A 22,394-nucleotide genomic window follows, 5' to 3' on the forward strand; every position below is an offset into this window, starting at 1 on the left:
CGCGGTAACGTGAGCCCCCTATGAACGCCAAGCCCGACGTGCAGCTCCCCGCCGTGTCTGTGATCATGCCCGTCCTCAACGAGGAGCGGCATCTGCGCGGAGCCGTCCAAGCGATCCTCGCGCAGGAGTACGCCGGCGAGATGGAGGTCGTGATCGCCCTCGGTCCGTCCAAGGACCGTACGGACGAGATCGCCGCCGAGCTCGTACGCGAAACTGCATCCGACAGCAAGCGCGTGCACACGGTCCCGAACCCGACCGGCCGCACGCCCGCCGCCCTCAACGCCGCGATCAAGGCCTCCCGCCATCCGATCGTGGTCCGCGTCGACGGCCACGGCATGCTCTCCCCGAACTACATCGCGACCGCCGTACGGCTCCTGGAGGAGACCGGCGCGCAGAACGTCGGCGGCATCATGCACGCCGAGGGCGAGAACGACTGGGAGCATGCCGTCGCCGCCGCGATGACCTCGAAGATCGGGGTCGGCAACGCCGCGTTCCACACGGGCGGCGAGGCCGGACCGGCGGAGACCGTCTATCTCGGGGTGTTCCGGCGCGCGGCGCTGGAGCAACAGGGCGGCTACAACGAGGAGTTCATCCGCGCCCAGGACTGGGAGCTGAACTTCCGGATCAGGGAGGCGGGCGGGCTGATCTGGTTCTCGCCGGAGCTCAGGGTGTCGTACCGCCCGAGGCCCTCGGTGAAGGCGCTCGCCAAGCAGTACAAGGACTACGGCCGCTGGCGGCACGTCGTCGCCCGCTACCACTCCGGCTCCATCAACCTGCGCTACCTCGCCCCGCCGACCGCGGTGTGCGCGATCGCGGCGGGGATCGTGGTGGGCGCGGCCCTGACCCCGCTCGGCTTCGTGATCCCCGGCGGCTATCTCGCGGCGATCGTCCTCGGCTCGCTGCCCGCGGGCAGGGGCCTGCCGCTGAAGGCACGGCTGCAGATCCCCGTCGCGCTGGCCACCATGCACATGTGCTGGGGCTTCGGCTTCCTGACCAGCCCGAAGTCGCTGGCGAAGAGGGTCATCGCGTCGCGCCGCCCGGCCGTGCTGACCGAGGCCTAGAACGCGCCGAAGGCCCCCTCCCGGCGCGGGCAGGGGGCCTTCGAGGTCCGCGGCTCAGCCGCAGTGGACGCCGTAGTCGATGCGCGTGTAGTTGGAGGCCGCGCGGCCGCCCCAGTCGATGCACTTGCCCGCGGCGGAGACGTACAGCGGGCCCGCGTAGTACTTGAAGGTGCCGGAGTCCTCCTCGCTGTCCTTCCACACCGTGTCGGTGCGGTGCAGCCGCAGGTTGGCGCCCAGGACCATGGGCGTCCCCTGGGTGTCGCTGACAGTGACGACACAGTTCTTGCCGCTGGCGCCGCTGTAGGTGAGGTAGGCGGTTCCGTCGCCGACGTCCATGGTGTCGATCACGCTGTAGCCGGACCCGCAGGTACCGGCGTAGGAGGCCGCCGAGGCGCTTCCGGTGGCGGCGATCGTTCCGGCCGCGGTGAGACCGAGGACGGCCACCGCGGAGCCGATCCGCTTGATGGTGAGCATGGTTGAGCTCCTGTCAGGTGTTACTGCAGAACCGAAGTGATCATTTCATGAACGGCGAAGGCCCCTTCCGCCGGGGAAGGGGCCTTCGCTGTGGGTGAGTTCGACGGGCTTCGGCTCAACCGCGTTGGAAGCAACCGGAGTTCGGCATGTGGTCGGCGGCTACCAGGTGAAGTCGGGATTGACGTGCATGCAGGCCTTGGTATCCGCGCCGTTGAAGGTGTCCTCCGACTCGGGCAGCGCGTCGTCCTCCGCCGCGGCCTTGTAGGCCGTACCCGAGCGCCAGTCCGCGCCGACGACCAGGGTGACCCCGGAGACGTCCGTCGACTTCTTCACCGAACTCATCGGAATCCCCAGGGACTTGGCGATCCGCTGGGCATCGCCCTCCAGGTCGGCGCTCGGGTAGCGGACGACCGTCCTGGCCTGGCTGGGCGCCGCCGAGGAGTCCGACTCGGCCGCGGTGAACCCCTTGCCGACGAGGAGCTCGGTCACGTCGCCGGCCCGCCCCGTCACCGCCGTCTGCGTGCTGGTGCGGGTGCCGTTCTGCACCTGGACGGCGATCTCGTCGTCCGCGGCGGCCGGGTCGTCGGAGGTCTCGTCCTCCGCCTTCTTCTTGTCCTTGCCGTCGAGCGCGATGTCCTCACGGACCAGCCGGAACACCTTCTCCGCTTCCTCCGGCTTGGGCACCACCCGGTTGCCGTCGGAGGCGTACTGCCACGGCATCGTCGTCATGGTGATGCGCTTGCTGGGGACCTTCCGCAGCTCGTTGCTCAGGTCGTACAGCTTCGTCACGCTGCCCAGTCCGTCGTCCACCGTCAATGCCTCGGTGGCCGTCTCGGCGAGCTTGCGCAGCTTGTTCGGGCTGCTCAGCGTCGCGTTCTCGCGCAGCTCGCGGACCATCGAGTTCATGTACTGGTGCTGGGCCTTGGCCCGCGCGATGTCCGTGTTGTCCTCGAAGCCGTACCGCGTGCGCAGCCACTGGAGCGCCTGCTCGCCCTTGATGTACGTGGTGCCCTTCTCCAGCTCCAGGCCCGAGCCCTTGCCCGAGGAGGTGTGCGAGCGGATGTTGGCGTCCACGCAGACCGGTACGCCGCCGATGGCGTCCGCCATCGACACCACGCCCGCGAAGTCGACCATGATGAAGTGGTCGATGTGGATGTCGGTGAGCTTCTCCCAGGTCGCCACCGTGCAGCCGGGGCCGCCGCGGCCGAGGGAGTCGTTCGTCATCGCCGAGGTGAGCGCCGAGTAGGTCTTCTCGGTGTCGGGGTCCGTGCACTCGGGTATGTCGACCAGGGTGTCGCGCGGCATGCTGACCACCGACATGTTGGAGCGGTCCGCCGAGACGTGCAACAGCATCTGGACGTCCGCGCGCGGTGCGGTGTTGTACGTGTCCTTGGCGCCGCCGAGCTTCTGGTTCTCCTTGCTGTTCCGCGCGTCCGAGCCGATCAGCAGGATGTTCAGAGGGGTCTGCCCGGCGGCGTTCGCCTCCGTCTCGGCCGCTCTGTCCTTCGCGTTGCCGAGGTTCAGGTCGTCCTTCTTGATGTTGCCGTTGAGGTGCCGGTAGTAGAGATATCCGGCACCCGCGGTGCCGAGTATCACCACCGACAGCACGATCGCGGACCAGCGCAGGACGCGTCGCGCCCGTCGTCGGCCGTCTTTTCCGCGCCGTCCCCCGCCGTGCCCGGCCGGCGGCCCGGGGTCCTGCGGTGTGAGGGACATCGTGTCCTCCACCGCGGGAACCTCGCCGCGCACACTTTGCGCCAACTCCCTGCCCTCCCCACCCTGCGCCTGACGGACTGCCGAGCCTCCCCAGCCCGGCGGTCGGCTGTGTGCCTGGTCCGCCTCGTCGGAAGCGTACGCGAGAACCGTTGTCGAATACGCTGTCGAAGCGCTGTTCGAGCTCCGGAACCTGAGCACGCTTCATCATTCTGCAGGCAGTTAGGAGTTCGCTGTGGAGTGCGGGAAGCCGGCTCAGCCGAACATTTCCAGGACGCCGGCCGCTACCAGCGGTACGGCTTGTACACGTCCATGCACTTGCTGCTGTCCGCCCCGTTGAGCTCGTCGGAGGTCGACGGCAGGTCCCCGGCCTTCGGGTCGGACTTCTTCGGGTACGTGGTGCCTTCGCGCCAGTCGGCGCCGACGACCAGGGTGACCCCGGAGACGTCCGTCGACTTCTTCACCGAACTCAGGGGAATCCCGAGGGACTTGGCGATCCGCTGGGCATCGCCCTCCAGATCCGCGCTCGGATAGCGCACCACGGTCCGCTCCTCGGCGAGCCCCGCCGTGGTGTCCGCCGAAGCGCGGGTGAAGCCCTTCTCCGTGAGCAGCCCGCTGACGGTCCGCGCCCGTCCGTCGACCGGACCGAGCGAGGAGGACCGCGTGGCGTTCTGCACCAGGACGCCGATCTCCGCGTCCGCCGCCGCCGGGTCGTCGGAGACCTTCTCCTCGGGCTTCTTCTTCCCCGAGCCCGTCCCCTTGTCGTCGAAGGGCACGTCGTCGCGGAGCATCTGCCACATCTTCTCGGAGTCGGCTTCCTGCGGAACCAGGTGGTTCCTGTTCTGCGGATCCTCGATGTTCGGCATCGTCGTCATGGTGATCCGGTCCGCCGGCACCGACTTGAGCTGCTTGCTGAGGTCGTACAGCTTCTTCACGCTGCCGATCTCCTCGGAGACGTCCAGCGACTTCGTGGCCGCCTCGGCCAGGTCCATCAGGCGCCCGCCGTCGGTGAAGACGTTCTGCTTCTTCAGCGTGCGGATCATCGAGTTCATGTACATGTGCTGGGCCCGCGCCCGCAGCGGGTCGCTGCCCCACGCGTGCCGGGTGCGCAGCCACTGGAGCGCCTGCTTTCCCTTGATCTCCTTGCGGCCGGCCTTCATCTTGAGGCCGGAGCCGCCGGGCACACGGGGCAGCGGGCGGTCGTGGACGTTCTGGTTCACACAGACCTCGACGCCGCCGACGGCGTCCGCCATGCGCACCACGCCGGCGAAGTCGATCGTCATCCAGTGGTCGATGTAGACCCCGGTGAGGTTCTGCCAGGTCGCCAGCGTGCAGCCGGCCCCGCCGCGGGCCAGCGTGGTGTTGATGATCTCTCTGGTCGTCGCCGGGTAGACCTCGTCCGTCTCCGGGTCGGTGCACTCGGGGATGGGCACCCGGGTGTCGCGCGGAATGGTCACCACGGCGGCGCTCTTACGGTCCGCGGCCAGGTGGATGAGCATCTGCACATCCCCCAGCGGCGGGTTGCCGCGGTTGTCCTTGCTGCCGCCGAGCTTCACGTTCTCGGCGGAGGCGCGGCTGTCGGAGCCGATCAGCAGGATGTTCAGCGGGGTCTGCCCGGCCGCGTTCGGCGCGCTCTTCTTCGCCTTGGAGTCACCGCTGCTGCGCTCACCCGTGCCGAGGTTGCCGTTGAGGTGCTGGTAGTACAGGTATCCGGCGCCGGCCGTGCCGAGTATCAGCACCGACAGCGTCGTCGCGGACCATCTCAGCACGCGGTGTTTACGGCGCGGCCGTGCCCGGCGTCTGCCGTGTCTGCTCCCGCTCCCGTTCCCCTCCGCGGCCCCCTCCCGAGCCTGCGGGACGCCCTCTCGCGTCTGTTCCCCCTGCACACTGTTCTGGGTCATCTCCCCGTCCCCTCCCCACCCTGACAGCACTGAACAGGCCTGCCGTCACGCCCTGTTAGACGTACGACAGGCCTGTCAGGTCACACACTTCACACGGTCAACTCGCGCACTTGACCTCGTTCGCCGTGGTCTTCGGGACTTCCGGGGTCGACGCCGAGGAGGAGTTCATCTTCACCCCGGCCCCCTTGAAGTCCTCGCCCAGCGTCAGCGTCATGGTCGGCAGACCCTGGGAGTTGGTGACGCTCTCGCCCGGCTTCATCGCCGATCCGGACAGCCCCATGATCGCGGCCAGCCTGCGGGCCTGGTCCGCCTGGTCCGGGGCGTACTCGAGGGTCGTCTTCTTCAGCGTCTTCTCCGCGTTGCCCGCGTTCTCCGACTTGGACACACCCGCCTCGGTCTGGAGGTAGGTGAGCTCCTCCTGGGCGCTGCCGCCCGGCGCTCCGCCGTTGAGGATCTGCACCCGCACCTCGTCCGCGGCGGACTTGGTGCCCTTCAGGCGGGCGGCGACCGCGGCCTTCTCCTTCTTCTCCTTGGCCTTGACCTCGGTGAAGGAGACGTCGTTCTTGATCATGTTGAAGACCTGCGGGCCGCTCGCGTCGTCGACGACGACGGTCGCCTTGACCACCTCGGCCGGGTTGTCCTTCACCGGAATCGTCAGGAAGGTGATGTTCTTCATCGGCACCTTCTTCAGCTCCAGCGCCACGTCCTTGAGCGTGCTGGCCTTGCCGATGCCCGTGTCGACGGTGAGCGCCTTGGTGGCGGCATTGGCCAGCTTTATCAGCTTCGTGGGGCTGGTGAGGGTGTCGCCGGAGGTCATCTTGCGCATCAGCGAACTCATGAACTGCTGCTGCACCTTGATGCGGTCCAGGTCGCCCTGGTTGCCGAAGCTGTGCCGGGTGCGGACGAAGGCGAGTGCTTCCTCGCCCTCGATGGTGTGCTTGCCGGCCGACAGGTTCAGATGCGAGTCGGGGTCGTTGACGTCCTTGGCGAGACAGACCTCCACACCGCCCACCGCGCTCGTCAGCGTCTTCACCGCGTTGAAGTCGGCCATCGCGAAGTGGTTCACGTCGATGCCGGTGAGCTCCTCGACCGTCTTCATGGTGCAGCCCGGGTCCCGCCCGTCCTGGCCGAGGCTGGTGTTGAAGCGCTTGTTCTGAGTGCCCGGGATGACCGCGCCGTCCTTGCCCTCACAGTCCGGCACGTCGACGATCAGGTCGCGCGGGATGCTCATCGCGGTCGCGTTCGTACGGTCCTTGGAGACGTGCAGCAGGATGTTGGTGTCGGCGTGCCCGACGCTGCCCTTGTCGCCGTAGCCCTCGTTGCCCGATCCGGTCCGCTTGTCGGTGCCGATGATCAGGATGTTGAAGGCCTCGTCCTTGCTGAAGCCGCTGTCGGCCACGGAGCCGACGTCCTCGGTGGTGACGTTGCCCTCGAGGTGCTTGAGGTACAGATAGGCGGCACCGGCCGTGCCGATCAGGACGAAGGCCATGACGCCGCCGGTCCACACGACGGCCTTCTTGGCCTTCGACTTCTTCTTGACCGGCCGCCGGTTGCGCCGGCCCGGCAGCGGTTCCTCGGGCGCGCCACGGCGTCTGCGTGGCGGCGGCACGTCACGGCCGGGCGCCTCGGCGGGTGCCGTACGGCCCGGGGCCGCCGACCTGTTGCGCGTCGCTCCACCCGCAGAGCCCCCTCCGCCGCCGGAGCGGGGAGCGGATCTACGAGGTCCTGGCACCGGCGATTGCGGTGCGGAAGGAGTCAGTCGCAGTTCGTATTCGCCAGTGGTCGGATTGAGCACCCACTGGTCTGCGGGGTCGATGTCGTCCGCCCGCCCACGGCCTTGCGCGTCCACGGTTGTCTGAATCCTCCGTCGGGGCCACGCGGCGCCTTCCCCCTCAAAGGCGCTCGGGTCTCGGTCACACTGTGCCCGACCCCAGGAAGACCTGATGGCCGGATGCACAGGATCGCTCACACTATCCGGCCAGTTCATCGTCAAGCGACGACGGTGACAAATTCCACGTCCCTACAACTGGTCAATCCGCCCCATTTCCTTGAACACCTGTACGTCGCCTTGGCAATCGCTTTACTTACAGGTGTCCTCGGCGGCGGTGTTTCCGCGGAACGTCGGCGCGGGCGAAACGGCCGCGACGGGCTCATCGGGCCGCTTCGCGCCGGATTTGCCGTCGTAGCGGTCTCCGTACTCGGAGTAGTCGTCGGCGGACGAATCCTCGTAGGAATCCGCTTCTCCTTGCGAGCCATCGCTCGAATTGGGGCTTTTTGTCGCGGAATCCTGTGGAACTTCCTCGGCGACCGCCACCGGCTGATCCCTGCGCAGCCGTTCGAACAGTTTCTCGGCGTCGGCCCGGACGAGTTGGTCGCGATTGGCGTCGCGGACGTACGACTCCCTGGGGACGGTCAGAAATTGCACACGTCCGGTGGGGATGTCGCGCATCCCGCGGACGAGGTCGTACAAACCGTGCAAGTGAGCCAGATCCGGGTCGGTGGTGAGCGACGAGGTCGCCGCGTCCAGCAAGGGGTAGAGCTTCACCGGATTCAGCAGGACGTCATTGCTCTGCACCTTGTTGACGAGCGCCGCGAGGAACCGCTGCTGGCGGTCCATCCGGTCGGTGTCGCTGCCGTCGCCGAGCGACTTGCGAGCCCGCACGTACCCGAGCGCCTGCTCGCCGTTGAGCGTCACCCTGCCCGCCGGCAGGTTCAGCTTGGCGGCCTTGTCGTGGATGGGCTCGGCGAGACAGATCCGTACGCCGTCGATCGCGTCGACCATGCCCTTGAAGCCGTGGAAGTCGACGACCACGTGATGGTCGATGCGAACTCCCGTGAGCTTCTCGACGGTTCGGATGGTGCAGGCCGAACCGCCCTTCTGGAAGGCGGAGTTGAACATCGCGAACGTCGGCTCGGTGCGGCTGCCGTCCGGCTGCCGGCAGGACGGCACGTCCACCATCAGGTCGCGGGGGAGCGAGACCGCGGTGGCGCTGCGCCGCCCGGCGGCGAGGTGCAGCAGGATGGTGGTGTCCGACCGCTCGGTCCCCGAGTCTCGCCCGTACCGCGCGTTCCCGTCCCCCGACCGTGAGTCCGACCCGATCAGCAGGATGTTCAGCGCGTCCTTGACGAGCGCGGTGGGCCGCTCCTTCTCGTACCGGGCGAGCTCCGCGGCCGCCGCGTTGTCCGGCGTGATGTTGCCGTCCAGCTTCGCGTACACCGCCCAGCCGGCCCCCACGGCGGCCACCACCGTGACGGCCACCGCGACCGCCCCGTACCGCAGCCACCGCCGCCGACGCCGTCGTATCAGCCCGCTCCCGGTCGCGGACGCCCCCGCTCCCGGACCGAGGGTGCCTGCCGAGGGCGTACCAGCGGTGTCGGTCACGTCCGGATCCACCCCTCATGGCGTACGAGCGTCGACTGCGGCTGCTCCTACGACCATGGCGTGGATGGGAGGGCTGGGGCGGATGGTGGTGGGCCGGACGGGGGAGTGAGGGCACTTTTCGAGCGGGCGGCGCGGATGACTGCGCGACCGGCCACGATGTCCCGCGGACGAACGACCGCCCCGCTCAGCGCGCGGTCGCCGTCACCCGCTCGCTCTCGATCCGCTTCGCCAGCCCTTCCTCGCCCAGCTGATCCAGGTTCCGGCACAGCACCACGGACCCGCCCGTGGCCAACGGGGAGTAGAGCCCGGCGCTGAGCCCCTCCCAGGTGTCGTAAGGCATCCCCGAAAGCAGCCGCGCCCCCGGCCCCGTGAGGCCCAGGCCCGGGGCTTCCGCGGCCGCCCGCTCGACGACCTCGGCGCCGCTGAACTCCCGCCCGGCCACGACGAGCGCCGGCTCCTCGGGGTCGACCGGCGCGAACGGCGCGAAGCGGTCGCCCTGCCCCGGCACCTCGACGGCGTAGTCGGCGAAGCCGTCCGGCACCTGGGGGAACCGGCCCCCCAGCGGGCGCAGCGCGAGGGCGATGCGCGAGCCCGAGCAGGCCCGGGCGGCGTCCAGCGTGTCCGGGCCGCTCACCACGATGTCGGCGGCCTTGGGATCGCCGGCCACGTCCGCGACCACGCCCACCGACGAGCAGGCCAGCAGCCACACCGCGGTCTGCCAGTGCGCGGGCAGCAGCAGCGCGACCCGGTCGCCGGGTTCCGCGGACAACTCGCCCTGGAGCAGATTGGCGGTCTTGGCCACCCAATTGGCGAAGGTGGCCACGGACAGTTCGACGCGTTCGCCGGTGGCGTCGTCGTAGAAGGTCACCAGGGGGCGTCCGGCGTCCGCGGCGAGCGCGGAACGCAGCAGGTCGGCAGGGGTGCGGTCGGTGGTGGTCACCCGCGCAAGCGTACGCGGGGGCGGCGCCGCGCAACGAGGTGCGGGGTCGCCGGTTCGGGGGAACGCGACCCGACGGTCCGTCAATTCCCGAATGGCGGAAATATCGGGCTGTGTCCACGATCGTTGGCATGCGTGGATTTCTTGCTTCCTCGATCGGTGTCACGTGCGCGGCCGCTCTGGCTCTTCCGCCGGGCCCACCCGCCGCCGCGACCGTCGCGCGCCCGGCGCCGAACACGGAAGGGTTCGTCCCCGGCAGCACCCAGTCCCTGCCCCTCGCCCCCCTGGGCCGCGACCGGGCCCTCGGCCCCATCGCCGAACAGGGCCTGCCGGCCCGCGATGTGCGCCGCTTCTCGATGGTCGGCGTCGTCTGGGACGACCCGGACACCGCATTGCACGGCAGCGTCCGGGTACGCACGCGTGCCGTCACGTCCGGCACCTGGTCCGGCTGGCAGGACGTGGAGACGCACTACGGCGACGACGGCGCCGACCCCGGCACGGCCGAGCGCACCTCGGGCCGGGTGCGCGGGGCGACGGCGCCGCTGTGGGTGGGGGACTCGGACGGCGTCGAGGTACGCGTGCGTGCGGACGGCGAGCAGCGTGCCGCGTCGCCCGGCGTCCTGCCGCCGGGGCTGCGTCTGGAACTCGTGGATCCCGGGGAGGCCGCGGCTCCCGAGGGCCCGCCGGTGAGGGGCGTGCGCGCCGGCTCGCTCGGCACCGAGTCCGTCACCGCCTCCGCCGCCAACGCCGACCTCGTCCCCCTCGGTGCCCTGGAGATCCCCGCCCTCGACCGTGCGCGGACCGAACGGGAACTGTTGGCCCTGCGGTCCGGCGAACTGACGGAGCAGCAGCGGGTCAAGCCGTACATCGGCCCGCGCCCGCGTATCGTCACCCGGCGCGGCTGGGGCGCGAACGAGGGACTGCGCGAGAAGACCTTCGTCTACACGAAGAAGGTCAAGGCGGCCTTCGTCCACCACACCGCCACCGGGAACACCTACAAGTGTTCGCAGGCGCCCTCCGTCATTCGCGGTATCTACCGCTACCACGTCCAGAGCATGGGATGGCGTGACATCGGCTACAACTTCCTCGTCGACAAGTGCGGAAAGATCTACGAGGGCCGTGCCGGCGGAGTGGCGAAGCCGGTCCTGGGCGCCCACACGCTCGGTTTCAACACCAACAGCATGGGGATCGCCGTTCTCGGCAGCTTCGGCTCCTCCCGTCCCAAGGCCGCCGCCGTGACGGCGATCGCCCGGCTGACGGCGTGGAAGCTCGGTCTCTACGGCGCCAATCCGAGCGGCAAGACATACCTGAAGTCCGGTGGTGGCAATCTCTACCGAAAAGGCAAGAAGGTACGCCTGAACGTGATCTCCGGCCACCGGGACGGCTTCTCGACCGCATGCCCCGGCAAGGAGCTCTACCGCAAGCTCGGCTCGGCCCGTTCCAGCGCGGCCGACTACCAGGGGCGTTAGGGGAACCGGGGGACCACGTTCAGTCATCTCCACCGCCGTCGGGGGCCTGGGGCGGAGCACCGCACTGCCGCCGAAAGCGCCGCACAACGGTCTGCATACACTGACCGGTCGAAAGACAGTTCGGCCGGTCACCGGCAGGAAGCGGAGACGACAGGTGACAGAAGCGATCCTCCTGGTCGGCGGCAAGGGCACGAGGCTGCGCCCGCTCACCGTGCACACGCCGAAGCCCATGGTGCGCGCGGCCGGGGTCCCCTTCCTCACACACCAGCTCGCGAGAGCGAGAGCGGCGGGCGTGGACCACATCGTCCTCGCCACGTCCTATCTGGCGGAGGTCTTCGAGCCGCACTTCGGCGACGGCTCGGCACTCGGCCTCCACATCGAGTACGTGACCGAGGACGAGCCACTGGGCACGGGCGGCGCGATCCGCAACGTGGCGTCCCGGCTGCACTCCGCACCGGACGACCCGGTCCTGATCTTCAACGGCGACATCCTGACGGGCCTCGACATCAGGGCGCTGGTCGCCACCCACGAGTCGACGAACGCGGACGTCTCCCTCCATCTGACGCAGGTGACGGACCCGAGGGCGTACGGCCTGGTCCCCACCGACCCGTCGGGCCGGGTGCTCGCCTTCCTGGAGAAGCCGCAGACCCCCGAGGAGATCGTCACCGACCAGATCAACGCGGGCGCCTACGTCTTCCGCCGCTCCCTGATCGACACGATCCCGGCGGGCCGCCCGGTCTCGGTGGAACGCGAGACGTTCCCCGGCCTCCTCGCGGCCGGAGCCCACCTCCAGGGCATGGTCGACTCGACGTACTGGCTGGACCTCGGCACCCCCGCCGCCTTCGTACGAGGCTCGGCGGACCTCGTCCTCGGCCGCGCCCCCTCCCCGGCCGTCCCCGGCCGCTGCGGCGACCGTCTCGTCCTGCCCACGGCACGGGTGGCCGCCGACGCCAAACTGACGGGCGGCACCGTGGTCGGCGAGGGCGCCTTCGTGGCCGAGGGCGCCCGCGTCTTCGGCAGCACGATCCTCCCCGGCGCGGTCATCGAACCGGGCGCCGTCATCACGGACTCCCTGATCGGCACCAGGGCACGCGTGGGCGAGCGCTCGGTCCTCACCGGCACGGTCATCGGCGACGGCGCGGTGGTCGGCGCCGACAACGAACTGCGCGAGGGCGCCCGGGTGTGGTGCGACGCGCGGATCCCGGCGGGCGCGGTGCGCTTCTCCTCGGACCAGTAGGGGCCCCTTTCAGCCCTTCCGGCGCTTGAGGACGAGGCCCTTTCGGGGCCGTCGGGGGTCTGGGGGCGGAGCCCCCAGGGACCGGGGTCGAAGGGGCGGAGCCCCTGGGGGATGGGACGGGTAGGGGCGGCGGGGGCGAAAAACGCCTGGGGCCGGCCGCCCCCACTCACAGTCGCCCGATGTCCCCGCGCGGCATCCGCGGAGCCCGCCGCGCCGGCGTCCGCCCGCTCAACAGGATCAACCGCGCCGCCCGATGCCGCTGCCCCGCATACGGCTCCAGCAGCGACAGCATCACGGAGTCGTCCGCGTCCCGGTCCCCGGCCAGCGCCCACCCGACGATCCCCGGCAGATGCAGATCCCCCACGGTCACCGCGTCCGCCGCCCCATGGCTGCGCTGCACGACCTCCGCGGACGTCCACGGTCCGATCCCGGGCACGACCTCCAGCCGGGCCTGCGCCTCGGCCGGCTCCATCGCCATCGCCTGCTCCAGCCGGGCGGCGACCCGGACCGCCCGCAGAATCGTCGACGCCCGCTTGTTGTCGACCCCGGCCCGATGCCACTCCCAGGACGGAATCAACGCCCACGTCCGGGGAGCGGGCATCACGAACAGCCGTCCACCGGCCGCGGGCCCCGGCGCCGGCTCGCCGTACTTGCGGACCAGCGACCGCCACGCCCGGTACGCCTCGTCGGTCGTCACCTTCTGCTCGAGGATCGACGGGATCAGCGACTCCAGCACCAGCCCCGTCCGCGTCAGCCGCAGCCCCGGCCGCCGATGCTGCGCCGAGGCCACCAACCGGTGCCGGGGCGCGAACGCGGACGGGTCGTCGGCGGCCCCGAGCAACGACGGCAACCCGTCGAGCAGCCACTCCGCCCCCGGCCCCCACGCCTCCCCGCGCACCTGGCCACCGGCCGCGGTGACCCGCAGCGTCCCCGGCCCGGCAGGCGTGAGACTGGCCCGCCACACCGACCCGTCCGGCATCGCCCGGAACGTCGGGTCGGCGGGCCCCCGCCGCAACGGCCCGAGCACCAGGCCCAGATCCAGCGGCCCCTCAGGCACCCACGTCCGCACCCGCCCCGGTGCCGCCGCCTGCCGCGGCACACCCTCGGGCACGGCGACATGCCCGCCGCGCACGGTCGTACGCGTGGGCCGCGGAGTGAACCGTCCAGCCACGAATGAAGTCCCGGGAGAGATGGAGGGGGCCTGCGAGAGTCCTACGAGGGTCTCATCGAGCGTAGAGGCACGAGTGCCGCCCTCACCGCACCTCGATGAACATCCCCGCATCCCGGTCCGGACGCGGCCCCGGCTCCCGCGCCGGATGCCCGACCGCCACCGCCCCCATCGGATCCCAGTCCCCGGGCAGCCCGAGCACCTCGCGCACCACGTCCCGGCAGAACATCGTCGAGGACACCCACGCCGATCCCAGCCGCTCCCCGGCCAGCGCGACGAGGAAGTTCTGCACCCCGGCCCCGGTCGCGACGACGAACATCTCCCGCTCGGCGCCGTCCCGCCGCGGATCGCCGTAGTCGTGCGAGCCGTCCATCACGAGACACGGCACCACCAGGTACGGCGCGTTGCGCAGCACATCCCCGCGCTTGACCCGCTTGGCGATCGACTCCTCGCTCTTGCCGTCCCGCCGCAGGTCCTCGATCCAGGCGTCCCGCATCGCGTCCAGCAGCCGGGTCCGCGACTCCGCGGACTCCAGCAGCACGAAACGCCACGGCGTCGTGTGGTGCGGCGCCGGAGCCGTCACGGCCGCGGCGACCGCGCGGCGCACGGCGCCGGGGTCGACCGGCTCGTCCGTGAAGGCCCGTACCGTACGGCGCTGGGTCACCGCCTGCCGGATCGCCTCGGAGGTGCCCAGCCGGAACATGTCGTCGCGCGCGTCGCGCACCATGGCCCCCGCCCCCTCTCCGTGCTCCTCGGCGACCACGTGCGCCAGCCCCCGCACGACCGCGACGGGCAGCCCGGCGGCCTTGCCCTTCACCAGGTCGCCGGCGGCGGCGAGTTCATCGGCCGTGGCGACGACGGTCGCGCTGAGCGGATTGCCGTGCGCGTCCGTGCCGCCACGCAGATCGTCGAGCACCCGCACACCCGCCGCGCCGATCGCCACATCCGTGAGCCCCGCGCGCCACGGCCGCCCGAAGGTGTCGGTGACGACGACCCCGACGTCGACGCCGAGCAGATCGCGCAGGCCCTCGCGGATCGCGCGGGCGGAAGCGTCCGGGTCCTCGGGCAGCAGGAGGACCGTGCCGGCGGGGGTGTTGGAGGCGTCGACCCCGGCCGCGGCCATGATCAGGCCCTGCCGGTTCTCGACGATGCGCAGGGCGCCGCGTCTGGCCACCACGCGGACCGTCTCGGCGTCGATCGCCGCCTCCCGGTCGGCCGCCTCGACGACCCGGCCCTCGGCCTTGGAGACGATCTTCGAGGTGACGAGGAGGACGTCCCCGTCGGCGAGGCCGGGCTCGGCGGCGGCGATGAGCTTGGCGAGGTCGTCGCCGGGCGCGATCTCGGGGAGGCCGGGCACGGCCCAGGCGCGGAAACCGTCCGTGGTCACGACGCGCGTACCTCCTCCGCCAGCGCCAGCGCCTCGCGGGCCATCTCGGCGCTCGCGTCGAGGTCCGTCATCATCAGCGGTACGGCCCTGCAGCGGATGCCCGCCGTCTCGATCCGCTCCACGGAGCCCGCGTCCACGGTGTCGACGAGCCAGCCGTCCAGCAGCCCCGAGCCGTAGTGCTCGGCCACCGCCGCGGCCGTCGACTCCACGCCCACCGCGGCGAGCACCTTATCGGCCATCCCGCGCACGGGCGCGTCCCCGACGATGGGGGAGAGCCCGACCACCGGCACCCCGGCCTCGGCGATCGCCTCGCGGATGCCGGGCACCGCGAGGATCGTGCCGACCGAGACGACGGGGTTGGACGGCGGGAAGAGGATGACGTCCGCCTCGGCGATGGCCTCCAGGACGCCCGGCGCGGGCTTGGCCTGCTCCGCACCCACCGGCACGATCGCCTCCGCCGGGACCGAGGCCCGCAGCCGCACCCAGTACTCCTGGAAGTGGATCGCCTTGCGCTCACCGTCCACCTCGACGGCCACGTGCGTCTCCACCCGGTCGTCGGACATCGGGATCAGCCGCACGCCCGGCTGCCAGCGGTCGCAGAGCGCCTCGGTGACCGCGCTGAGCGGAAACCCGGCACCGATCATCTGCGTCCGCACGATGTGTGTGGCGAAGTCCCGGTCGCCCAGTCCGAACCACTCCGGTCCCACGCCGTACGCCGCGAGCTCCTCCTTGAGATGGAAGGTCTCGTCGGCCCGGCCCCAGCCCTGCTCCTCGTTGATGCCGCCGCCGAGCGTGTACATCACCGTGTCGAGGTCCGGGCAGACCTTCAGCCCGAAGAGGTGGATGTCGTCCCCGGTGTTGCCGATGACCGTGATGTCCGCGTCCGGCACGGCCTGCTTCAGACCGCGCAGGAACCGGGCACCACCGATGCCGCCTGCCAGAACCACAATGCGCATGGGAGCAAGTCTTGCAGGCCGGTACGACAACGCGTCAGGCGGTTACGACGTCCACCTCGTCGTACGTCGCGGGAGCCGCGGTGCAGGCGGTGTGCATCGGCATCTCCGTCAGGCCCGGGTAGTAGACGTGCAGGCTGACCGCCGGCTCCAGGGCGTCGTTGACGACCTCGTGCACATAACCCGGCGCGAACACCCGCTGCGAGCCCGTCCCCAGCGCGCGCGTGCCGCGCTCCGTCCGCTCGGTCAGCTCGCCGTCCAGGACGGTCAGCACCCCGGAGGACCGGCCGTGGTCGTGCAGACCACTGCCCTGACCGGGCACCCAGGACAGCAGCCACACCTCGTAGCCCGGGCCGGTGCGCAGCCGGTGGTACCAGCGCGACGTGGCGTCGTACCGCACCAGGTGCTCCCACTGGGAGCGGTCGGCGGCGATGGAGCGGGCCAGCCCGACGAACTCGGCGACGGTGGCCGGGTGCTCGCGCGGAGCCTGGAGCAGGTGCGGTACCTCGAGGATGTCGCCGGCGATCTGGAGGTCGTTGTCGCTGTTCATGGGATGCGCTGGTTCCTCAGTGAAAGAAGGTCAGAGGGGAACAGAAGAGCCGAGTCGCGGGGCGACTCGGCTTCAGCCGGAGCGGGTGTCGCTCAACAGCTGGGACAGCAACAGCTACAGCGCGCGCGGGCAGCACCGTGGGACCCGGCGGTGCGGGTCGAGGTGAGTGCCGAGTTCGCGAGCATGCCCACAAGGACAGCGGCTCACACCCGGCACTGTCAACTCGACACCGACATGTGGGACATGTTTCACCTCATCCGGTCCATCTGTGAGGTGAAAGGTTTGTTCAGAGGTCTACCGGGACACATGGCGCACAACCGGGCGCACGGAACGGGATCGAAGTTCTGGGCGTCCTTCTCCGTACAGGTCCTGCGCGGGTCGGAAGTTCCCCCGGGCCCTATCTGCTTGTCAAGGTTTATGGCGATTTGAACACTTTCTGCTAGGCCTTGGTTCCGCAGAGTGAATAAGGGGCCCAATAGCAGATCTCGGCTTGACTCGCCCGGAGCAGCACACTTGTAATTTCACTCGTGTCGTTCAGCCGACATCGGTAACGGCTAGATCACGGGGACGCGAAAGACAGACGAGGGGCGCACATGACCGAGCTGGTGCAGCAACTGCTGGTCGACGACGCGGACGAGGAACTCGGCTGGCAGGAGCGCGCGCTGTGCGCCCAGACCGACCCCGAGTCCTTCTTCCCCGAGAAGGGTGGCTCCACCCGCGAGGCCAAGAAGGTCTGCCTGTCCTGTGAAGTCCGCTCCGAGTGCCTCGAGTACGCCCTCGCAAACGACGAGCGGTTCGGCATCTGGGGCGGCCTGTCCGAGCGGGAGCGCCGCCGGCTGAAGAAGGCGGCCGTCTGACCGGGCGGCGCCACATCGCACGCACATACGGGACTTACGGCCCGTCGCAGGTGGGTTGTCCACAGGCGGCGGGCCGTCCTCATGCCCAGCCGATAGTGTGGGCGCTCGTCCGAGACGCCCCGCTGCCCCCTGGGGGCACAGGCGTCCACCGCAGTCCACCGAACCGGGGCCCGTACCTCGATGTCCGTGCACAGCCACACGGCAGCTCACGACGCTGCCACTCCCGAGTTTCCGCGTCATGTGGTGACCGCGGTCCTCGTCTCCCACGACGGCGCCCGCTGGCTGCCCGACGCGCTCGCCGGGCTGCTCGGCCAGGAGCGCCCCGTCCAGTTCGCCATGGCCGCCGACACCGGCAGCGCGGACGAGTCCGCGCAGCTGGTCACCGAGGCCCTCGGACCGGACCACGTGCTGCACCTCGCCCGCCGCACCGGCTTCGGCCAGGCCGTCGAGGAGGCCAACCGCAGCGCGCCCCTCCTCACCCCCGAGGAGCTGCCGTACCTGAAGCGGCCCAGCGGCTGGGACCCCGTCACGCGCACGTGGCGCGACGACGCCTACGACCTGCCCGAGCTCCCGCACGGAGAGCCGGTGCAGTGGCTGTGGCTGCTGCACGACGACTGCGCCCCCGAACCCGACGCCCTGGCCCAGCTGCTGAGGGTCGTGGAGAACGAGCTGGAGCTCGGCCGGGACGACATCGCCGTCGTGGGCCCCAAGCTCCGCGGCTGGTACGACAAGCGGCAGCTGCTCGAGGTCGGCGTCACCATCGCCCACTCCGGGCGCCGCTGGACCGGCCTGGACCGCCGCGAACAGGACCAGGGCCAGCACGACCACGTCCGGCCCGTGCTGGCCGTCTCCACCGCCGGCATGCTCGTGCGCCGCGACATCTTCGACCGGCTCGGCGGCTTCGACCGACGGCTGCCCCTGATGCGCGACGACGTCGACCTGTGCTGGCGTGCCACGGCCGCCGGCCACCGAGTCCTCGTCGCCCCCGAGGCGGTCGTACGCCACGCGGAGGCGGCCTCCCGCGAGCGCCGCGCCGTCGACTGCGTGGGCCGCACCGCCGCCTCCCCGCACAAGGTCGACAAGGCGGGCGCCGCCTACACCCTGCTCGTCAACAGCCGTGCGGCCGTGCTGCCCTGGGTCCTGCTGCGACTCGTCGTCGGCACGGTGCTGCGGACGGTCGCCAACCTCGTCGGCAAGGTCCCCGGACAGGCCCTCGACGAGATCCGCGGTCTGCTCGGCACACTGCTGCGGCCCGAGCGGATCATCGCCGGCCGCCGCAGGCGCGGCACACCGGTGGTCGACAAGGGTGAGATGCGGCCGCTGTTCCCGCCACCCGGCGCGACCGTGCGGGCCACCGTCGAACAGGTCGCCGGCGATCTGTTCGGCGGCTCCGACCCCGAGGCCACCTCGGGAGCGGGACGGCACGGCGGCGCGGTCGAGTCCGGGCCCGGCGGCGACGACGCCGACTTCCTGGAGATCGAGCAGTTCGCCCGCGTCAAGCGCATCGCCCGCAAGCCGGGACCGGTGCTCTTCCTGGTGCTGCTGCTCGTCTCGCTGGCCGCCTGCCGGGCACTCCTCGGCGCCGGCGCGCTCACGGGCGGTGCCCTGCTGCCCGCCCCGGCCGACTCCGGCGAGCTGTGGTCGCGTTACCTCGACTCCTGGCACGCGGTCGGCGCCGGAGGGACCACGTCGGCGCCGCCGTACCTGGCGTTCGTCGCGATGCTCTCCTCCCTGCTGTTCGGGTCGACGGGCCTCGCCATCACGATCCTGCTCGTCTGCTCGGTGCCCCTGGCCGGCGTCACCGCCTACTTCGCCTCCCGCCCGCTCGTCGAGTCGCGGCTCCTGCGCGCGTGGGCGGCCGTCGTCTACGCCTTCCTGCCCGCCGCCACCGGTGCGCTCGCCGGCGGCCGCCTCGGCACCGCCGTCCTCGCGATCCTGCTGCCGCTCATCGCCCGCGCGGGCATCGCGGCATCCGGCATCGCGAACACCTCGGACGCGCGCGGCAGTTGGCGCGCCACCTGGGCGTACGCGCTGCTGCTGACGGTCGCCACCGCGTTCACGCCGATCATCTGGCCCCTCGCGCTGCTCCTCGGCCTCGGCGTCCTGGCCGTGCGCCGCGCCGACATCACCGCCTACGGCCTGCGCTTCCTGGCCCAGCTCGGCACGCCGCTGCTGATCCTCGCGCCCTGGTCGCTCACGCTGCTCCCGTTCGGGTTCTTCGACGAGGCCGGCCTCGCGTACGGCTCCTCGGCCGCCTCCGCCCTCGACCTGCTCGGCGCCAGCCCCGGCGGCCCCGGCACGGTCAGCGGGCTGATGCTCATCGGCGTCGTGCTGGCCGCGCTGGCCGCCCTGCTGCGCTCGGAGCGTCAGTTCGGCATCTGGACGGCCTGGACGGTCGCCCTGGCGGGCCTCGTCTTCGCGGTCCTGTCCAACGGCTCGGCCTGGGCGGGCCCGGCCACCCTCGTCTACGGCCTCGCCCTGCTGGCGGCCGCTGTGCTGGGCGCCGACGGCGCACGCGCGCGAGTCGCCGAGCAGAGCTTCGGCTGGCGCCAGCCGGTCGCCGCGCTGATCGCCTTCGCCGCCGCCGCGGGCCCGCTGCTCGTCGCCGCCGGCTGGATGCTCGGCGGCGCCGACGGCCCCCTGAAGCGACGCGACCCGGTCCAGGTGCCCGCGTTCGTCGCCGAGGACAGCAACAACCGCGACCGGGCCCGCACCCTCGTCCTGGACAGCGACTCCACCGCCCACGTCGGCTACATGCTGGTCCGCGGTTCCGGCGCCCGCCTCGGCGACGCCGAACTCACCGCAGCCGACGGCGAGAACAGCCGCCTCGACAAGGTCGTCGCCAACCTCGTCGCCGGTTCCGGCGCCGACCAGTCCGACCAGCTCGGCAAGTTCGCGGTGCGCTATGTCCTGGTCCACAAGGGCGCCCCGCGCGAGATCACCCGCGTCCTGGACGCCACCCCGGGCCTGACCCGGCTCAGCCAGCAGAAGCGCAGCGCGCTGTGGCGCGTCGACCAGGATGTCGCCCGCGCCACCATCGTCAGCGGCTCCGGCGCCCCGACGCTCGTCGCCGCGGGACCCGTCGAGATCCACACCACGATCCCGGCCGGCGCCGACGGCCGCACCCTGCGCCTCGCCGACACCGCAGCCGAGGGCTGGACGGCCACCCTGGACGGCAGGCCGCTGACCGCCAGGACGGTCGACGGCTGGGCCCAGGGCTTCGAGCTCCCGGCTTCCGGCGGCAGGCTGGACGTCGTCTACGACGACCCGATCACCCACACCGCCTGGCTGTGGGTGCAGGGTTCCCTCGCGGTCGTCCTCGTGGTGCTCGCCCTGCCGGGCCGGCGCCGCGACATCGACGACGACCTCCCCGAGGAGGAGCGGGCGATCCCCGCCCAGGCGGTGGAGGGCGAGGGCCGCCGCGCCCGCCGTCTGCGCGCCCAGGCAGAGGCCGAGGAGTCCGCCCAGGGCGACGAGTCCGCCCCTCCTCCTTCGGAGGAGACCCCGGTGCCGGTTCCGCAGCAGCAGGCCTACGGGATGGACCAGGCGGGTTACCAGGGCGCCGAGTACCCCGCCTACGGCGGTGACCAGTACCAGGCCGCCCAGCAGTACCCGGCGGGCGGCTACGACCAGCAGAACTACGCGGACCCCTACCAGGGCGGCCAGTACGACCCGTACGCGTACGGGGGACAGGCGCAGCAGCCGTCGTACGACCAGTACGGGCAGCCGTACGACCAGGGTTACGACGCGACGTACGACCCGGCGCAGCCGCAGCAGCACGGCGGCGAGCACCCCGACGGGAGCCAGCAGTGAACCGCACCACCGTGTCCCTGATCGCCTGTGCGACCGCCCTCGCCGCCGTCACCGGGTTCGCCACGCTCACCACGCCCGACGCGTCCGGCACGGACACCGCCACGACCGCCACCGAGCTGCCCGTGGAGCGCACGAGCCTGCTGTGCCCGAGCCCGAGCATCTCCGACCTCGCCGAGACGTCGTACACGTCCTTCACGCCCGTCACCAAGGGCGCGGGCAGTGACGGCGAGGCCGAACTCGTCTCCGCCGCGCAGGAGTCGGAGGACGGGAAGAAATCCGGCGAGAAGAAGGCCGACAAGCCGGTCCTCACCCCGAAGGAGCCCGGCACCCCGGTCACGGGCGACACCTCCGGCGGTGACTCCCCGGCGCTCATCGGTACCGCCGAGGGGCAGTTCGCGCCCGGTTGGACCGTGCAGGAGACCACCGAGGTCGCCGCCGGCACCGGACGCGGTCTGCAGGGCGTCAACTGCACCGCGGCCGACACGGAGTTCTGGTTCCCCGGTGCCAGCACCGACGCGGACCGCACCGACTACGTCCACCTGACCAACCCCGACGACTCGGCGGCCGTCGTCGACATCGAGCTGTACGGCAAGGACGGTGCGCTGGAGGCCCCGGCCGGCGAGGACATCACCGTCCCGCCGCACTCCAGTGAGCCGATCCTGCTGTCCACGCTCGTCAGCGACAAGCAGACCAACCTGACCGTGCACGTCAACGTTCGCAGCGGGCGGGTCGGGGCCGCCGTACAGGCCCTCGACGACAAGATCGGCGGCGACTGGCTGGCGGCGTCCACGGACCCGGCGGGCAGTCTCGTGCTGCCGGGCATCCCCAAGGACGCCACCGACGTACGCCTGGTCGTCTTCACGCCGGGTGACGCCGACGCCGATCTGAAGGTGCAGCTCGCCTCCCCGTCCGGGCTGATCACGCCCGCCGGGAGCGAGACCCTGCACGTCAGGGCGGGCATGACCTCCGCGGTCGACCTGGGCGACGTCATGCGCGGGGAGGCCGGTTCGCTGGTGCTGACGCCGACCGACGAGTCCGTGCCGGTCGTCGCGGCGGTCCGGGTCACCCGCGGCAAGGGCGACCAGAAGGAGACCGCTTTCATTCCGGCCACGCGCGCGGTGGGCACGCGGGCGACGGTCGTCGACAACAGTGCCAAGGGCACCACGCTGTCCCTCGTGGCCCCCGGCCGGGGCGCGCAGGTCGAGGTGACCGCGTCGGCGGGCAGCGGCGGTGGCAAGGCGGCCTCGAAGACGTACACGATCAAGGGCGGCACCACGCAGGACATCGAACTGCCGGTCCCGAGCGGTCTGAAGGGCACGTACGCGCTGACCGTCGAGCCGGTGTCGGGCGGCCCGGTCTACGCGGCCCGGACCCTGACGGCCACGCAGGACGGTGTCCCGGGGTTCACGGTGCAGACGCTGCCGGACGACCGGGGAATGGTCGAGGTGCCGCAGGCCGATCAGGACGTGTCGGTGCTGCAGAGGTAGAGCCG

General features: G+C 71.1%; 16 protein-coding genes. 6 read left to right on the forward strand and 10 right to left on the reverse strand.

Annotated features, from left to right (window positions below; genetic code table 11):
* The first annotated feature begins 20 nt into the window (after nucleotides 1–20).
* Nucleotides 21–1,061 (forward strand): glycosyltransferase family 2 protein, encoded by a 1,041-nt coding sequence (locus tag ACIOHP_RS12660; RefSeq protein ID WP_401886327.1) that lies wholly within the window; start codon nucleotides 21–23, stop codon nucleotides 1,059–1,061.
* 54 nt (nucleotides 1,062–1,115) lie between these two features.
* Here ACIOHP_RS12660 and ACIOHP_RS12665 read toward each other — a convergent pair whose 3' ends face one another.
* From ACIOHP_RS12665 to ACIOHP_RS12690, 6 genes are all read right to left on the reverse strand, one after another.
* The gene (locus ACIOHP_RS12665) at nucleotides 1,116–1,535 is read right to left on the reverse strand and encodes a spore-associated protein A (protein ID WP_401886329.1); all 420 of its coding nucleotides are present in this window, start codon (nucleotides 1,533–1,535) and stop codon (nucleotides 1,116–1,118) included.
* Nucleotides 1,536–1,694: 159 nt separating this feature from the next.
* Nucleotides 1,695–3,251: an LCP family protein gene (locus ACIOHP_RS12670; RefSeq protein ID WP_401886332.1), complete on the reverse strand. Its 1,557-nt coding sequence runs from the start codon at nucleotides 3,249–3,251 to the stop codon at nucleotides 1,695–1,697.
* A 281-nt stretch (nucleotides 3,252–3,532) separates the two neighbouring features.
* A complete protein-coding gene (locus ACIOHP_RS12675) occupies nucleotides 3,533–5,149 on the reverse strand; it encodes an LCP family protein (RefSeq protein WP_401886335.1) in 1,617 nt (538 codons plus the stop codon).
* Nucleotides 5,150–5,246: 97 nt separating this feature from the next.
* Nucleotides 5,247–6,998 (reverse strand): LCP family protein, encoded by a 1,752-nt coding sequence (locus ACIOHP_RS12680; RefSeq protein WP_401886337.1) that lies wholly within the window; start codon nucleotides 6,996–6,998, stop codon nucleotides 5,247–5,249.
* Nucleotides 6,999–7,229: 231 nt separating this feature from the next.
* Nucleotides 7,230–8,531, reverse strand: a complete 1,302-nt coding sequence (locus ACIOHP_RS12685; RefSeq protein WP_401886340.1) for an LCP family protein — start codon at nucleotides 8,529–8,531, stop codon at nucleotides 7,230–7,232.
* A 184-nt stretch (nucleotides 8,532–8,715) separates the two neighbouring features.
* The gene (locus tag ACIOHP_RS12690; protein ID WP_401886343.1) at nucleotides 8,716–9,471 is read right to left on the reverse strand and encodes a TIGR03089 family protein; all 756 of its coding nucleotides are present in this window, start codon (nucleotides 9,469–9,471) and stop codon (nucleotides 8,716–8,718) included.
* Nucleotides 9,472–9,599: 128 nt separating this feature from the next.
* On the opposite strand from ACIOHP_RS12690, the gene ACIOHP_RS12695 reads away from it, so the two are divergent.
* Together ACIOHP_RS12695 and ACIOHP_RS12700 are read left to right on the forward strand one after the other, a co-directional pair.
* The gene (locus tag ACIOHP_RS12695) at nucleotides 9,600–10,937 is read left to right on the forward strand and encodes a peptidoglycan recognition protein (RefSeq protein ID WP_401886346.1); all 1,338 of its coding nucleotides are present in this window, start codon (nucleotides 9,600–9,602) and stop codon (nucleotides 10,935–10,937) included.
* Nucleotides 10,938–11,091: 154 nt separating this feature from the next.
* Nucleotides 11,092–12,174 (forward strand): sugar phosphate nucleotidyltransferase, encoded by a 1,083-nt coding sequence (locus tag ACIOHP_RS12700; protein ID WP_401886348.1) that lies wholly within the window; start codon nucleotides 11,092–11,094, stop codon nucleotides 12,172–12,174.
* A 166-nt stretch (nucleotides 12,175–12,340) separates the two neighbouring features.
* On the opposite strand, the gene ACIOHP_RS12705 is transcribed toward ACIOHP_RS12700, so the two are convergent.
* The 4 genes from ACIOHP_RS12705 to ACIOHP_RS12720 all read right to left on the reverse strand — a co-directional run bounded on the left by ACIOHP_RS12705 (nucleotide 12,341) and on the right by ACIOHP_RS12720 (nucleotide 16,232).
* On the reverse strand, nucleotides 12,341–13,345 hold the full coding sequence (locus tag ACIOHP_RS12705; protein ID WP_401886351.1) for a DNA-3-methyladenine glycosylase family protein: 1,005 nt from the start codon (nucleotides 13,343–13,345) through the stop codon (nucleotides 12,341–12,343).
* Between the two features lie 82 nt (nucleotides 13,346–13,427).
* A complete protein-coding gene (locus tag ACIOHP_RS12710) occupies nucleotides 13,428–14,729 on the reverse strand; it encodes a coenzyme F420-0:L-glutamate ligase (protein WP_361485509.1) in 1,302 nt (433 codons plus the stop codon).
* The gene (gene cofD / locus ACIOHP_RS12715) at nucleotides 14,726–15,685 is read right to left on the reverse strand and encodes a 2-phospho-L-lactate transferase (protein ID WP_401886354.1); all 960 of its coding nucleotides are present in this window, start codon (nucleotides 15,683–15,685) and stop codon (nucleotides 14,726–14,728) included. Before cofD ends, ACIOHP_RS12710 begins: the two co-directional genes overlap by 4 nt.
* A gap of 34 nt (nucleotides 15,686–15,719) precedes the next feature.
* Nucleotides 15,720–16,232, reverse strand: a complete 513-nt coding sequence (locus ACIOHP_RS12720) for a cysteine dioxygenase family protein (RefSeq protein ID WP_361537949.1) — start codon at nucleotides 16,230–16,232, stop codon at nucleotides 15,720–15,722.
* Nucleotides 16,233–16,825: 593 nt separating this feature from the next.
* Between ACIOHP_RS12720 and ACIOHP_RS12725 the strand changes: the two genes are divergently transcribed.
* The 3 genes from ACIOHP_RS12725 (at nucleotide 16,826) to ACIOHP_RS12735 (ending at nucleotide 22,389) form a co-directional block, all read left to right on the forward strand.
* Complete coding sequence (locus ACIOHP_RS12725) at nucleotides 16,826–17,089, forward strand: WhiB family transcriptional regulator (RefSeq protein WP_003990679.1); 264 nt, start codon at nucleotides 16,826–16,828, stop codon at nucleotides 17,087–17,089.
* Between the two features lie 180 nt (nucleotides 17,090–17,269).
* Entirely contained in the window at nucleotides 17,270–20,902 is a 3,633-nt protein-coding gene (locus ACIOHP_RS12730) for a glycosyltransferase (RefSeq protein ID WP_401886359.1), read from the forward strand.
* Nucleotides 20,899–22,389 carry a DUF5719 family protein gene (locus ACIOHP_RS12735; RefSeq protein ID WP_401886360.1) on the forward strand — a complete coding sequence of 497 codons (1,491 nt, stop codon included), beginning with the start codon at nucleotides 20,899–20,901 and terminating at the stop codon, nucleotides 22,387–22,389. The genes ACIOHP_RS12730 and ACIOHP_RS12735 overlap by 4 nt, the downstream gene beginning before the upstream one ends.
* Nucleotides 22,390–22,394 lie beyond the last annotated feature (5 nt).

The sequence above is a fragment of the Streptomyces sp. NPDC087859 genome (assembly GCF_044742595.1).
Classification (GTDB): Bacteria; Actinomycetota; Actinomycetes; order Streptomycetales; family Streptomycetaceae; genus Streptomyces; species Streptomyces canus_F.

Bases quoted from the DNA above. Each gene is read 5' to 3' on its own strand.
- ACIOHP_RS12660 (WP_401886327.1), top strand. From the start codon at position 21: ATGAACGCCAAGCCCGACGTGCAGCTCCCCGCCGTGTCTGTGATCATG.
- ACIOHP_RS12665 (WP_401886329.1), bottom strand. From the start codon at position 1,535: ATGCTCACCATCAAGCGGATCGGCTCCGCGGTGGCCGTCCTCGGTCTC.
- ACIOHP_RS12670 (WP_401886332.1), bottom strand. From the start codon at position 3,251: ATGTCCCTCACACCGCAGGACCCCGGGCCGCCGGCCGGGCACGGCGGG.
- ACIOHP_RS12675 (WP_401886335.1), bottom strand. From the start codon at position 5,149: ATGACCCAGAACAGTGTGCAGGGGGAACAGACGCGAGAGGGCGTCCCG.
- ACIOHP_RS12695 (WP_401886346.1), top strand. From the start codon at position 9,600: ATGCGTGGATTTCTTGCTTCCTCGATCGGTGTCACGTGCGCGGCCGCT.
- cofD (WP_401886354.1), bottom strand. From the start codon at position 15,685: ATGCGCATTGTGGTTCTGGCAGGCGGCATCGGTGGTGCCCGGTTCCTG.
- ACIOHP_RS12720 (WP_361537949.1), bottom strand. From the start codon at position 16,232: ATGAACAGCGACAACGACCTCCAGATCGCCGGCGACATCCTCGAGGTA.
- ACIOHP_RS12725 (WP_003990679.1), top strand. From the start codon at position 16,826: ATGACCGAGCTGGTGCAGCAACTGCTGGTCGACGACGCGGACGAGGAA.
- ACIOHP_RS12730 (WP_401886359.1), top strand. From the start codon at position 17,270: ATGTCCGTGCACAGCCACACGGCAGCTCACGACGCTGCCACTCCCGAG.